The organism is Streptomyces tibetensis, assembly GCF_007655005.1.
Lineage (GTDB): Bacteria > Actinomycetota > Actinomycetes > Streptomycetales > Streptomycetaceae > Streptomyces > Streptomyces tibetensis.
Window position 1 is genome coordinate 161359 of record NZ_SZVW01000015.1, and the last position, 13486, is coordinate 174844.

At 73.2% G+C, this 13486-nt stretch carries 13 protein-coding genes; 4 read left to right on the top strand and 9 right to left on the bottom strand.

Going from position 1 to position 13486, the window contains the following annotated elements:
- Positions 1 to 53: 53 nt before the first annotated feature.
- From FDO69_RS25720 to FDO69_RS25745, 6 genes are all read right to left on the bottom strand, one after another.
- Positions 54 to 1220, bottom strand: a complete 1167-nt coding sequence (locus FDO69_RS25720) for a serine hydrolase domain-containing protein (protein WP_104782222.1) — start codon at positions 1218 to 1220, stop codon at positions 54 to 56.
- 111 nt (positions 1221 to 1331) lie between these two features.
- Entirely contained in the window at positions 1332 to 2300 is a 969-nt protein-coding gene (locus tag FDO69_RS25725) for an acetylxylan esterase (protein ID WP_104782223.1), read from the bottom strand.
- Between the two features lie 113 nt (positions 2301 to 2413).
- Positions 2414 to 2995, bottom strand: a complete 582-nt coding sequence (locus FDO69_RS25730) for an Rv1733c family protein (protein WP_104782224.1) — start codon at positions 2993 to 2995, stop codon at positions 2414 to 2416.
- Positions 2996 to 3094: 99 nt separating this feature from the next.
- Positions 3095 to 3850, bottom strand: coding sequence for a ferredoxin reductase (locus FDO69_RS25735; RefSeq protein ID WP_104782326.1), 756 nt, complete (start codon positions 3848 to 3850; stop codon positions 3095 to 3097).
- Positions 3851 to 3857: 7 nt separating this feature from the next.
- The gene (locus FDO69_RS25740) at positions 3858 to 4463 is read right to left on the bottom strand and encodes a sulfite oxidase-like oxidoreductase (RefSeq protein ID WP_104782225.1); all 606 of its coding nucleotides are present in this window, start codon (positions 4461 to 4463) and stop codon (positions 3858 to 3860) included.
- 87 nt (positions 4464 to 4550) lie between these two features.
- Positions 4551 to 5027, bottom strand: a complete 477-nt coding sequence (locus FDO69_RS25745) for a MarR family winged helix-turn-helix transcriptional regulator (protein ID WP_389830929.1) — start codon at positions 5025 to 5027, stop codon at positions 4551 to 4553.
- Between the two features lie 230 nt (positions 5028 to 5257).
- Here FDO69_RS25745 and FDO69_RS25750 point away from each other — a divergent pair, with 230 nt between their 5' ends.
- Positions 5258 to 6061, top strand: coding sequence for a putative protein N(5)-glutamine methyltransferase (locus tag FDO69_RS25750; RefSeq protein ID WP_104782227.1), 804 nt, complete (start codon positions 5258 to 5260; stop codon positions 6059 to 6061).
- Between the two features lie 6 nt (positions 6062 to 6067).
- On the opposite strand, the gene FDO69_RS25755 is transcribed toward FDO69_RS25750, so the two are convergent.
- On the bottom strand, positions 6068 to 8146 hold the full coding sequence (locus FDO69_RS25755; RefSeq protein ID WP_104782228.1) for a SpoIIE family protein phosphatase: 2079 nt from the start codon (positions 8144 to 8146) through the stop codon (positions 6068 to 6070).
- Positions 8147 to 8396: 250 nt separating this feature from the next.
- Here FDO69_RS25755 and FDO69_RS25760 point away from each other — a divergent pair, with 250 nt between their 5' ends.
- The 3 genes from FDO69_RS25760 to FDO69_RS25770 all read left to right on the top strand — a co-directional run bounded on the left by FDO69_RS25760 (position 8397) and on the right by FDO69_RS25770 (position 11635).
- Complete coding sequence (locus FDO69_RS25760; protein ID WP_104782327.1) at positions 8397 to 8765, top strand: hypothetical protein; 369 nt, start codon at positions 8397 to 8399, stop codon at positions 8763 to 8765.
- Between the two features lie 274 nt (positions 8766 to 9039).
- Positions 9040 to 11055, top strand: a complete 2016-nt coding sequence (locus FDO69_RS25765) for an NADPH-dependent 2,4-dienoyl-CoA reductase (RefSeq protein WP_104782229.1) — start codon at positions 9040 to 9042, stop codon at positions 11053 to 11055.
- 28 nt (positions 11056 to 11083) lie between these two features.
- On the top strand, positions 11084 to 11635 hold the full coding sequence (locus tag FDO69_RS25770; RefSeq protein WP_104782230.1) for a PadR family transcriptional regulator: 552 nt from the start codon (positions 11084 to 11086) through the stop codon (positions 11633 to 11635).
- A gap of 93 nt (positions 11636 to 11728) precedes the next feature.
- Here the strand turns inward: FDO69_RS25770 and FDO69_RS25775 are convergent, their stop codons facing one another.
- Complete coding sequence (locus FDO69_RS25775) at positions 11729 to 12268, bottom strand: hypothetical protein (RefSeq protein ID WP_104782231.1); 540 nt, start codon at positions 12266 to 12268, stop codon at positions 11729 to 11731.
- Positions 12269 to 12437: 169 nt separating this feature from the next.
- Positions 12438 to 13415 (bottom strand): fibronectin type III domain-containing protein, encoded by a 978-nt coding sequence (locus FDO69_RS25780; protein ID WP_104782232.1) that lies wholly within the window; start codon positions 13413 to 13415, stop codon positions 12438 to 12440.
- Positions 13416 to 13486 lie beyond the last annotated feature (71 nt).

A 13486-nucleotide genomic window follows, 5' to 3' on the forward strand; every position in this document is an offset into this window, starting at 1 on the left:
CAGCTGGGAAGGGCGGTCGGGTGGTTCGGCCGAAACCGTCGCCCGCCCCGCCCTCACAGCGCGTCGTACAGGGCGTCGATCAGGGCCCTCTTTCTCGGGTCGTTGGCGATACGGGAACCCATCCGGTTCATCACATAGCCCAGGGACACTCCCGCTTCCGGGTCGGCGAGCCCGCAGGAGCCGCCGGCGCCGTCGTGTCCGAAAGCCCGCGGGTTGGGGCCGTACGAGCCGTCGGGGCCGCTGAGCCAGAGTCCGAGACCGAGCTCCGTCTCGTGCTCGAAGCCGGCGCCGAGCACCAGGTCCCGGCAACCGCCCTGCCCCTCGCGCACCCGCTCGGCGGCCTCGGGGGACAGCACGCGGTGGTCCCCGAGGGAGCCGAGGCCCGCGAAGACGCCGTACAGTCCGGCGACGGCACGCGCGGTGCCATGGCCGTTCGCCGCCGGGATCTCGGCGGCCCGCCACTGCGGGGTGTTCGCCGTCGCGGCGGACACCCCCGGGTTGGCCAGCGCGGCGACGGCCGCCGGCGCCGACTGGGCGAAGATCGCCGCCTGTTCACCGTTCGCCGTGGGAGGCGTCTGAACCAGCTCGGCCGCCCTGCCGAAGTCCCGCTCCGGCAGGCCGATGCGGAAGTCGAGGCCGAGCGGCCCCGTCACCTCCCGCGTCAGGAAGGCCCCCGGCCGCAGCCCCGACACCCGGCGTACGACCTCGCCGACCAGATGGCCGTAGGTCAGCGCGTGATAGCCGGACCGCGTGCCCGGTTCCCACCAGGGCTCGGTCGCCGCGAGCCGCTGCGTGGTCAGCTCCCAGTCGCAGAGCTGCTCCAGGGAGTGCGGCTCACGCAGACCGGCCAGACCGGCGCGGTGCGACAGCAGATGCCGCACGAGGACCTTCTCCTTGCCCGCGGCGGCGAACTCGGGCCAGTACGCGGCCACCGGCGCGTCGAAGTCGAGCAGTCCGCGATCGGCGAGGATGTGCGCGCACAGCGCCACCGGCCCCTTGGAGGTGGACCACACGTTGACCACGGCGTCCCGCTCCCACGGCCGGGAGCGCGCCGCGTCGGCCCAGCCGCCCCACAGGTCCACCACGGTCCGGCCGCCGACGGTGACGGCCACCGCGGCGCCCAGTTCACCGCGCCCCCGGAAGTTCTCCTCGAACGCCCTGCGCAGCGCCGTGAACGCCGCGTCGCAGTGACCGTGCACCTGTGTCCCGATCTCGGACATGAACCCCTCCGCCGACCGTCCCGGGCCCGGACCGCCGCGTCGCGGCCCGGGCGCGATGAACGTACCGACTGGTCGGACCGAGCGGAAGCCCGGCGGAGGTGAACGGCCGGATCAGATGTACGACCGCATCCAGCGCAGCTTGGCCGCCTGCTGGAAGGGGCCGCCGCCCTCGTGGTCGTTGAAGTCGTAGACCTCGATCGCCTTGTCCTCGTGGCTCCAGGCGTTGAAGGCCGCGAAGACGGTCGAGGGCGGGCAGGTCTGGTCCTCCAGGGCGGCCGAGAAGAGCGCCGGGGCCCGGCCGCGGGCGGCGAAGTGGACGCCGTCGAAGTAGGACACCGTGCGCAGGGCGTCCTCCGTGCGGCCACGGTGGGTCTTGAGGTAGAGACCGATCTCCCGGTACGGGTGCCGGTCCGTGATCGTCGCCGCGCGCGGGAAGTCGCACAGGAACGGCACGTCCGGCGCGATGCCCGCCAGGTCCGGGACGAGTCCGCCGACCGCGATCGTGATGCCGCCGCCCTGGCTGGAACCGACGGCCACCGTGCGCGCCGGGTCGGTGAGGGGGTGTGATCGGGCCGCCTCCACGGCACGCACCGCGTCCGTGTAGACCCTGCGGTAGTAGTAGTTCTCCGGAGCGTCGATGCCGCGCGTCATGAAGCCGGGGTACGCGGGCGCGCCGCCCACCGGGTCCGCCGTGCCGCCGCCCCCACCCCAGCCGCTGCCCTGCCCGCGGGTGTCCATCACGAAGTGAGCCCGGCCCGAGGACGCCCACAGCAGGTGCTCGTGCGGGAGCCCGCGCCCGCCGCCGTAGCCGATGAACTCCACCACGAGCGGCAGCGGGCCGTCCGCGCCGGCCGGGAGCGTCAGCCAGCCCTTGACCGGGTGGCCGCCGAAACCGGCGAAGGTAACGTCGAAGACCTGGACGGTGGACAGGCCCGTGTCGACCGGTTCGAACCGGGCGTCCAGGTCGTGCTGGCGAGCCTCCTGGAGGGTCTTGGACCAGAAGGCGTCGAAGTCCTCGGGCTCGGCGACCGCGCTGCGGTACTCGCGGAGCTCGTCGAGCGGAAGGTCGAACAGGGCCATGCAGGACCGCCTTGGGTGAGAAGCAGCTACAGGGGCAGTGCGGATGATCACACTACGTCCGTGGCCGGAGGACTGGCCAGGCGTTTGTTCCGATGCCCCGGGGCCCCGCGCCGTCACGCGTTGCGATGCGTCCACTCCGGTTCGACACGGGCCCACGCCCGGTCCCACTCGGCCATCCGGCGGCGCAGCGCCACCCGTCGCACGAGGAGGTGACCGAAGAGCACCACGGCCACCGCACCGCCCGTGGCACAGGCGCCGATGGTGAGGGTGTGCTCCCAGACCGCCGTTTCGTCCACCGGTGGCAGCACACTGCGCCCCTGGCGGTCGAACCAGACGTCCACCCTGTCGCCGCGCCGGGAGTCCGCGGGGACCCGGGCCGTCGCGGTGCGCGTGGCACCGCCCGGCTCCGTCCAGCGCACGGTGGCCCGGTACGCGTGCTGCCCGCCGGCCCGTACCGACGGCAATGCGTCGTTCCCGCCGACCACCTCGGCCCGGACCCGATGCCGCTCGGCCCGCTGTTCCACCGACAGCGACCGCGCCTCGCCATGGGCCCACCGGGCGGCGGCCGCCCCGGCCAGGGGCGCGCCCACCACGACGAGGACGGCGACCACCAGCACCGTCCACGCTTCGACGACATCCGACCGGCGGCGCAGCGGACTGCGCTGCCGGCGCCAACCGTGCATCGGGGTGCGCATGCCCACCTCCTCAACACCCGGCCCACCCACGCGCAACAGCGGCGGGCCGCCGCAGCCCTCCGGCTGGGTGCCCGGCGCGAGCGGGGCGAAACGCCCGGGTCAGCCGAAGCGCTCGATGCGGATCCGGTCCACCGGTTGACCTGCCGTCACCAGCAGGCGCGAGGCGTGCTCGGCGAAGGAGTTCGAGCCGCACACATAGGCCTCCCACCCACCGGAAGGCTGCTCGGCCAGGAGCGGCGCCACATGTGCGGCCGTCATGCGTCCGACCGCCACACCCTCCGGCGCGCTCCGGGTGAAGACGGTGGTGGTCTCCGCACCCAACTCCCGGGCGTAGATGAGCTCCTCGGGACTGCGCGCGGACACCACCAGCCGCAGCGGCACGGTCAGGTTCCGTGCCCGGTGGTGCCGGATCATCGACATCAGCGGTACGACGCCCGAGCCCGCGCCGACCAGCAGCGCGGGGCGGTCTCCGGGCCAGGCGAAGAAGCCGCTCACCGGGCCCCGCACCTCGACCCGGTCACCGGGCCGGGCGACGGTGTGGAACCAGCCCGAGACCTCGCCGCCCTCGACGTGGTCCAGGGTCAGCTCGACCTGCCCGGAGTCGTCCGGCGCGGACGCGATCGAGTAGTGCCGCTGGGCGGCGTAGCCGTCCTCGGCGGTCAGCCGCACCATCAGGTGCTGGCCGGGCAGATGCCCCGGCCAGCCCGGCACGGCGAGCCGGAAGGTGGACACGTGCGGGGTCTCGCGGCGGATCTCGGTGAGAGTGGCGGTCTGCCACTCGGACGCGGCCTGCTCGCTCACGGCGATGCGCCCGGGCACGGCGAACCGCGTGGGCGGCACGAAGGCCTCTGTCACGGCGGTCTCAGTCACCGGAGTACCTCTGCTCCTCCCACGGGTTGCCCCGCTCGTGATAGCCGTTGCGCTCCCAGAAGCCCGGCTCGTCGTGGTCGAGGATCCGCAGACCCCCGATCCACTTGGTGCTCTTCCAGAAGTACAGGTGCGGCACCAGCAGCCGGGCCGGACCGCCGTGCTCGGGGGCGAGCGGCTGCCCGTCGTACTCCCAGGCGATCCAGGCGCGCCCGCCGGTCAGGTCGGCGAGCGGGAGGTTGGCGGTGTAGCCGGTGTGCGAGTAGGCGACGGCATGGGTGGCCGACTCATGGGGCCGGACCAGGTCCAGGAACGCGTCCAGGGACACGCCCGCGAACCGCACCCCGAACTTCGACCAGCTCGTCACGCAGTGGATGGCACCCTCGTACGCCGACGGCGGCAGCCGGTGCGCCGCCTCCCAGTCCCAGGTGCGGGGCTCGGCCACCAGCCCGTCCACGCGGAAGGTCCAGTCGGCGGCCGCCAGCTCGGGAGTGACCTCGGCCGACAGGACGGGCCAGTCGTCGCCCGCGTCGTACTGGCCGGGCGGCAGGCCGGGGTCGGCGACGCGCGGGCGCCCGGTGAAGCCTCGGGTGATGTGCATGCGGTGGTGCCTCCGGGCCGGGCCGGCGGCGCCCCGCCGGACCGGTGTGCTCGGTGTGTGCGTACTCAACCGTACGTGCCGGGTGTCCTAGTCCTGCCGGCCGGGACCGGGCGAGGCGTTGTAGCGCACGAGGTAGTCCGCGAACCGGCTCAGGTCCTGCGCGGGCCAGTCGGCCAGGCGCTCCCGGAAGGCCGCGCGGCGGCTCTCGGTGACCTGGGCCAGGATGTGCCGCCCGGCCCCGGTCAGGTGCAGCACCTGGACGCGCTGATCCGCCGCGTCGGGCCGGCGCTCGATGAGTCCGGCGCGCTCCAGCCCCGCCACCTGGCGGCTGACGGTGGACTTGTCCAGCGCGTAGTGGACGGCCAGGTCGGTGGCCCGGCACCCACCGCTCTCCTCCAGGTGTCCGAGCAGCGTGTACGACACCAGCGACAGCTCGGGGTGCATCCGGCCCGCCGCGGCTCTGGCCCGGCGGGCGAAGACCGTCATCTCCCGCTGGATGGTCTCCACGGCGTCTGCGGTGTGCACGGGCCCTCCCTCACCACGGTGCTGCTCGGCTCCTTCCATGGTTGCACAGCCCAACCACCTGCCGGGTGCCGTCACGAGGGCCGCACGGGCTGCGGGCCCGTCGGGTAGGGTTGCCGTCCGGCCGGGGGAGGACCCGGCCGTCGGAAGCCGAGGAGGTGAGACCCATTACCGCTGTGTCAGTTCGGGTGCTCTCCTCTCGATGTCTCGCGGATCGCCGGTCGTAGGCGATCGCCGGAGCGCCCTTCGGTTCCGAAAGGCTCTGGGCTTCCATGCCGTCTGTGTCCGCTGTCCCCCCTTCCGCGCCGTCCTCCCGTGACTGCGTCGTCCTCGCCCTGCGCGCCGCGGGCTGTGTCTTCGCCGAGGACGAGGCCGAGTTGATCCTCTCCGCCGCGCGCACCCCGGCCGAGGCCGCCGCCATGGTCGAGCGTCGTGTCGCGGGCCTGCCGCTCGAACTCGTCGTCGGCTGGGCCGAGTTCCGGGGCCTGCGTATCGCCGTCGCCCCGGGCGTCTTCGTGCCGCGCCGGCGCACCGAGTTCCTGGTGGAGCAGGCCCTGGAGCGGGCGTCCGGTGCCGCCGTCGTCGTGGACCTGTGCTGCGGCTCGGGCGCCGTGGGAGCGGCGCTGGCCGCCGCGCTCGGCCCCGTCGAACTGCACGCCGCCGACATCGACCCGGCCGCCGTGCGATGCGCCCGCGGCAACATCGCCGCCGCCGGCGGCCGTGTCCACCAGGGCGATCTGTTCGAGGCGCTGCCCCGCGCGCTGCGGGGCCGCGTCGGCATCCTCGCGGCCAACGTGCCGTACGTACCGAGCGACGAGATCGGGCTGCTGCCGCTGGAGGCCCGGGATCACGAGCCGCTGGTCGCCCTCGACGGCGGCGCCGACGGCCTCGACGTCCTGCGCCGGGTCGCCGCGGAGGCGTCCCGCTGGCTCGCCCCCGGGGGCTGCGTCCTGGTGGAGACGAGCCGGCACCAGGCACCGGCGGCCGTCGAGGCCTTCGAGCGCGGCGGCCTCACGACCCACCTGGCCGTGTCGGAGGAGCTGTACGCCCACGTGGTGGTCGGCGTCGCGCCGTAGGGCCTCTCAGTCCGGTGCGGTCGCCCGCGCGATGAGCAGCGCCACGTCGTCGAAGTTGTCCGGTTCGTGCAGCGTGCGCAGCAGCAGGTCGCAGACGTCCTCCAGCGGCAGGTCGGGCCCGTCGAGCAGGGACAGCAGTGTCTCGAGCCGTTCGTCGATCGGGTCGCGCCGGGTCTCGACGAGACCGTCGGTGTAGAACACCAGCCGGTCCCCGGGTTCGAGTTCGACGGTGGTCGTGGAGAAGGCGACACCGCCCACCCCGAGCGGCACCCCGGTCGGCAGACCGAGCAGCTCCGGTGGCCGCCCGGCCCGGACCCGCACCGGCGGCAGGTGCCCGGCGTTGGCGATCCGGCACTGCCGCAGGTGCGGGTCGTGGACGGCGTAGACACAGGTGGCGATGGCCTGTTCGAGACCTGCGGTGATCTTGTCCAGGTGTTCCAGGAGCACGTTCGGGTCGAGGCCGAGGGAGGCGAGGGTGTGGGTCGCCGTGCGCAGCCGCCCCATCGCCGCCGCCGCGGGGATGCCGCTGCCCATCACATCGCCCACGACGAGCGCGGTCCGGCCGCCGTCCAGCGGGATCACGTCGAACCAGTCGCCGCCGACCTCGCTCGTGGCCCCGGCCGGCTGGTAGCGGGAGGCGACCTCCAGCCCGCCCGTGACCGGCGGATGGCTGGGCAGCAGGCTGCGCTGCAGGGTGAGCGCCGTCTCCCGGGCGCTCTGGTACCAGCGGGCGTTGTCGATCTGCACGGCCGCCCGGGCGGCCAGCTCGCGTGCCAGCAGCAGGTCGTCCTCGCTGAACGGCAGCGGATTGCGGGTGCGCTTGAGGTCCAGCGCCCCCAGCACCTCTCCGCGCGCGATCAGCGGTACCGCCAGATACGAGTGCACCCCGGCCCGGCCCAGCAGCTCGGCCGCCTCCGGGGAACGGGCGATGTGCACCAGGTCCTCGTCCTTGACCTCCGGCAGCATCACCGGGCTCGCCGTGCGCACGCACCGGGTGACGAGCCGGTCGGGTGCGTACCGGGCGACCTGCCCGGGAGTGTCGGCCGCCTCCAGCGCCTCGGCGGAGTCGAACCCCTGGACCGCCAGCGCGCGGATCACGGCCGACTCGGCGGGGCCCAGGCTGGTGCGCCGCCCCTGCACCACCGCGTCCAGCAGGTCGACGGCCGCGATGTCCGCGAGTTCCGGCACGGCCACGTCGGCCAGCTCGCGGGCCGTGCGGTCCAGGTCCAGCGTGGTGCCGATCCGACCCGAGGCGTCGGCGATCAGGGCCAGGCGCCGGCGCGCCGCCTCGGCCTCGATGCCCGCCCGGTACTGCTCGGTGACGTCGACGATCGAGACGGCCACGCCCAGCACGGTCCCGAAGGCGTTCTCCAGCCGGTACAGCGAGACCGACCAGGCGTGGTCCTGGTACGGATCGGCAGGGGTGCGGCCGATCGTGGACTGGTCGACGACCGGCGTGCCCGTCTCCAGCACCCGGCGTGTCGCGGCCTCCAGGGCGTCCACGTCCATCCGGGGCACCACCTCGCGCGGGGTGCGGCCCAGGTGTTCCTCGGACGGTACGCCGTTGATCTCCTCGAGCGCCTTGTTGACCGAGACGTACCGCAGCTCGGTGTCCAGTACGGCCAGCCCGATCGGGGACTGGGCGATCATCCGCGTCGACAGGGCCACCTCTCGCTCCAGCCGGCGCACGGTCCCCTGGTCGGCGCACAGCCCCAGCGCGTAGACGTCGCCCTGGTCGTCCAGCAGCCGCATGTTGCGGAACTCCACGAGCCGGGTGCCGCCGTCCTTGCGGCGGATCGGGAAGGCCCCCGCCCAGCTCTGACCGGTGCCCATGACGTCGGCGAACAACTTGACGACGAGATCGACGTGCTCTTCGTGGACCATGATCCGGGCGGCGTACTGCCCGAGCGCCTCCTGGGCGTCGTATCCGAACAGCTCCTCCGCCTGCGGGCTCCAGAGCACGATGCGGCCCTCGGCGTCGAGGACCACCGAGGCCACGCGCAGCACGTCCAGCAGCCCGCTCGGGCGCGCCGATCCGCGCACCGGACCGTCGCCTGCGGATTCGGGAGACCCGGCTGCACCCATCCCACGCCCGCCTTCGCCGTCCTCGCGGCACGCCGTCGTGTGCCGACACCCCAAGTTCTACCGCGCGGAGCCGTATCCCGAAGGCCCCTTTCCGTCACCTTCCACCATCTCCCACCGCGGCGCGGACCGCCCCGCAAAACCGTCACCGGGAGAACTGCACCGCAGGTAGTGCTCGCCGGAAGGTGGTGCTTTGCTGGGGTAGGGGCGGATACGGCAGCCGGTGGCCTCGAGAGGAGCGATCACGATGGCGATGGACGAGGAGCGACCACACCCCCACTCCGTCTCGGTGGAGATCAGCGGGTGCAGCAAGCACGACGCCCGGATCGTGTTCGACGCACTGTGCTCCTGCTTCGAGTCCGACCGGTGTGCCGACGACGTGCCCGAGGAACTGCACGAGACCCGCCCGACGGTGTGGCTCGGAACCTTCGACGTCGCCGACGAGCACGAGGGCGCGCGGCCGGTTCACCTGTCGTCCTCCGTCGAGGCCGACCTGCACGGCGGTTACTGGGCGATCGAACGGTTCCGCACGACCCTGGACTCGCTGTTCGACGTGCACGATCTCAGCACGGTCTCCGGCGACCAGGAGAAGGAACTGCACGTGCGTCTGCAGAGCCGCTGACCGCTTCCCGACTCCTTCCCCCGTCCCGCAGAGCGGACCGAGGCCGGCCAGGCCGTGGCCGGGACGCTCGCGGCTGCCAGGGTTGCGGCGCGGTGTCCACGCGCCAGGAGTGCGGCGCGGTGTCCACGCATGCGGTCAGCGGTCACCAGCCAGTGGTCCGAGGTCCCTGGTCATGGCCCTGCTGTGCCCTCCATCACGTTATTATGCAACTAATTGCATAAACCGTCGGCAGTCCTCTACAACTACAGGCACGACACCGCGCACGGAGGGCCCGATGAGCCGTTACCCGCACCTGCTGACCCCCCTCGACCTGGGCTTCACGACCCTGCCCAACCGGGTCCTCATGGGCTCCATGCACGTCGGCCTGGAGGAGGCCGAGGGCGGCTTCGCGCGCATGGCCGCCTTCTACGCCGCCCGCGCCCGCGGGGGAGTGGGCCTGATCGTCACCGGCGGCATCGCCCCCAACGACGAGGGACGGCCCTACGAGGGCGGCGCCAAGCTCACCACCGAGGAAGAGGCCGAGCAGCACCGGGTCATCACCGACGCCGTGCACCGCGAGGGCGGGCGGATCGCGATGCAGATCCTGCACTTCGGCCGGTACGCGTACCACAAGGACCTCGTCGCCCCGAGCCCGGTCCAGGCACCGATCAGCCCCTTCCCGCCCCGCGAGCTCACCGACGCCGACATCGAGCGGACCATCGACGACTACGCCCGCGCCGCCCGCCTCGCCCGGCAGGCCGGCTACGACGGTGTCGAGATCATGGGCTCCGAGGGCTACCTCATCAACGAGTTCATCGCGCAGCAGACCAACCACCGCACCGACGGCTGGGGCGGCTCCTACGAGAACCGCACGCGCTTCCCGCTGGAGATCGTGCGCCGGGTGCGCGAGGCGGTCGGCGAGGACTTCATCGTCATCTACCGCCTCTCCATGCTCGACCTCGTCCCGGGCGGCTCGACGCTCGACGAGGTCGTCACCCTCGCCAAGGCCGTCGAGGCCGCCGGGGCGACGATCATCAACACCGGCATCGGCTGGCACGAGGCCCGCATCCCCACCATCGCGACCTCCGTGCCGCGCGGCGCGTACACCTGGGTGACCAAGCGGCTCATGGGCGAGGTGTCCGTCCCGCTCGTCACCACCAACCGCATCAACACTCCCGAACTCGCCGAGGAACTGCTCGCCGAGGGCGCCGCCGACATGGTGTCGATGGCCCGCCCGATGCTCGCCGACCCCGACTTCGTCACCAAGGCCGCCGCCGGCCGCCCCGAGGCGATCAACACCTGCATCGGCTGCAACCAGGCCTGCCTGGACCACACCTTCAGCGGTCTGATCACGTCCTGCCTGGTCAACCCGCGCGCCTGTCACGAGACCGAGCTGGTGCTCTCCCCTACCCGGCTGCGCAAGCGCGTCGCGGTCGTCGGTGCCGGCCCGGCCGGTCTCGCCTGCGCGGTCTCCGCGGCCGAGCGCGGGCACGACGTGACGCTGTTCGACGCGGCGAACGAGATCGGCGGCCAGCTCAACGTCGCCCGCAAGGTCCCCGGCAAGCAGGAGTTCGACGAGACGCTCCGCTACTTCCGCACCCAGCTCGACTGGCACGGCGTCGACATCCGCTTGAACGCTCTGGTGACGGTCGCGGACCTCGATGACTTCGACGAGGTCGTCGTCGCCACCGGCGTCACCCCGCGCACCCCGGAGATCCCCGGCGTCGACCACCCGAGCGTGGTCGGCTACCTCGACGTCCTGCGCGACGGCGCCCCGGTCGGCGACCGGGTCGCGATCCTCGGCGCGGGCGGCATCGGCTTCGACGTCGCCGAGTTCCTCACCGACGGCGGCGACAAGGCCCACGAGGACCCGGCGACGTACTTCCGTCAGTGGGGCGTCGACCTCGACTACCGCGCACCCGGCGGCCTCGCGGCGCCCGAGCGGCCCGCCCCCTCGCGCACCGTCCACCTGCTCCAGCGCAAGACCTCCAAGGTCGGCGCCGGCCTCGGCAAGACCACCGGCTGGATCCACCGCACCGAGCTCAAGCACCGCGGCGTCACCATGGTCCCGGGCGTGCGCTACGACCGGATCGACGACGCCGGACTCCACATCACCGTCGGTGAGCAGAGCACGGTCCTGGAGGTCGACACGATCGTGCTGTGCACGGGCCAGGAGCCGCGCCGCGGCCTGTACGAGGAGCTGCTCGCCGCCGGGCGCAGCACGCACCTCATCGGCGGTGCCGACGTGGCCGCCGAGCTGGACGCCAAGCGTGCCATCAAGCAGGGCACGGAGCTGGCAGCGGCCCTGTAGTGCGGATACGCGTCCCTAGGATGAGGCCATGTCACTCCCGCACGCGATCCTGACCGCCCTGCTCGAAAAGCCGTCGTCGGGCCTGGAGCTGACCCGCCGCTTCGACCGGTCGATCGGCTACTTCTGGTCGGCGACGCACCAGCAGATCTATCGCGAGCTCGGGAAACTGGAGGCCGACGGCCTCATCCGGGTACTGCCGTCCGAGCAGCCGGCCCGTGGGCAGAAGAAGAGCTACGAGGTCCTGCCCGCGGGCCGCACCGAGCTGGCCCGCTGGACCTCCGCCTCCCAGGACCCCAAGCCGCACCGCGACGCGCTGCTGCTGCGGCTCAGGGCGGCGGCCGTGGTCGGCACGGCGGGCCTGGAGGCCGATCTGCGGCGCCATCTGGAGCTGCACGAGCGGCAGCTGGCGGAGTACGAGGAGATCGAGAAGCGCGACTTCCCACCTGGCCGGGACGGCACCGACGTCCGGCTGCGGCATCTCGTGCTGCGGGCCGGCATCGACCTGGAGACCTTCTGGACCCAGTGGCTCCGTCGTGCCGTGGCGGACGTCGCCGAACTCCCGGACGGCGGACCCACCTGACGGACCCGGCCGCCCCGGACACGACATGACGGCGGTGACGGCGGCCCGCCCGCCCGGAGCGCTTCGGGGGAGCGGGCCGCCGTCCGTACCGGGTCAGAGCCGGTACGGCTTGTTGCGCCGGCGCAGGTACCAGGCCGTTCCGATCAGGCCCGCCCCGACCAGCGTGCCGCCCGCCACGAGCGTGAGGGTCCCGTAGTCCTTCGTGCTGCCGCCGGCCCCGCCCATGACGCCGCGGGACGGCGAGGCGGAGGGCGACGCGGACCGCGAGGGGGAGGGGACGGTGGAGACCACGACGGACTGCGTGCCCGCGGTGGTGCCGTCCGAGCAGACGACGATGACCGTGTACGTGCCCGGCGAGACGCTCGACCAGGCCGCGGACTGACTTGTGGACGTCCCCGACAGCGTCACCTGGCGGCCCTGGGCGAAGCTGCCCTGACTGCTGGTGAGGAGCGAGGCGGTGCCCCAGCTGCCGTTGATCTGGGTGCACGAGCTGGTCGTGACCGACACCGTGGACCCCGTGGTGCTCACGGAGATACCCGGGCCCGCGACGGCGGGCACCGCGGCCAGGGCGAGGGGCAGCGCGGCGACTGCGACGGTCAGGCCGGAGCGGAGAACTGACGATGAGTTGCGCATGTGGACTGCCCTCCGGCGGCACGGTCGGCGGTACATCCCTTGCGCCGCCGAGGGTCGGGGAACGCCCGTGCTGCCTCGGGGTCAGCCAAGGCGCCCCCGGCCACGGCCGCACTCCGAGCGCCCCCGTGCAGGTGACGGGTTCCTCCGCCCGGCCGATGCCGCGGAGACGTCAGGGCCCCGTGGTCACCGTCCGTTCCGCCGAGAGACCTCCCCAGGTGCCGTCCGGCAGCATCGCCCTGATGCGGACCCGGTGAGTGGCACCGGCTCTCCGTCCCACGTAGAAGCTGTACGTGGCCCGGTCACGCGGGGCCCTGCCGCCGAACACGAGGGACGTGGCGGGCCGGCCGTCCAGCTGGATCCGGTACTCGGTGACCTCACCGTCCACGCGGGGCGGCACCCAGCTCAGGTCCAGGTGGTACGCCCCGTCCGCCCGGTGGCTCGTCGCCCGGAAGCCGGTGGGGGCGGTGGCCCGGCCGTCGTCGGTGCCCGGGGTGGTGAGGCGGACGGTGCGGGTGGCGGCGGAGACGTTCCCGGCCGCGTCCCGGGCCCGGACGGTGAAGGCGTAGCGCGTGCCCGGCCGCAGCCCCGTGAGCACGGTGGCCGTCCGGCCTGCGCCCACACTGTGGATCTTCGTGCCTCCCTGGTGGATGTCGTACGACACCACACCCCGGTCGTCCGTCGAGGCGGACCAGGACAGCTGGACCGCCCGGCTTCCCACCGCCCGGCCGCGGGGCGCCGACGGGCGGGTCGGCGCGGAGCGGTCGTCCGCCACGGCCGCGGGCGTCTTCACCCGCACCCGGCGGCCGGGCGGCCCGAGCCGCCCGTCTGCGCCCCGCGCCCGCACGGAGAAGACGTACAGCGTGGAGGGCCGGAGCCTGGTGACATCCACCATGTGCTGCGAACCCGGCACTTCCTTGACCTTCGTGGTGCCGCGATACACCTCGTAGCCATCGGCCCGGTCGGTCGTGTTCCACATGACGTGCACGCTCGTCGCGCTGCCCGACGCGGCGGTGACACCCGCCGGCGCACCGGGCACGCCGCCGTCCCCCTCCTCCGCCCCGGCCGGGCCGCAGGAGGCGACCAGCGCGAGGGTTCCGCAGAGCGCCAGGCTGCGGAGGAGGAATGAGGGAGCGGAAGGTCCTCGCACGACACTGCCTCCGTGGGGTGGTCGGCCGGCCGGTGCACCGTAATGGTCCGGACCAATATGACGCCCCTGCG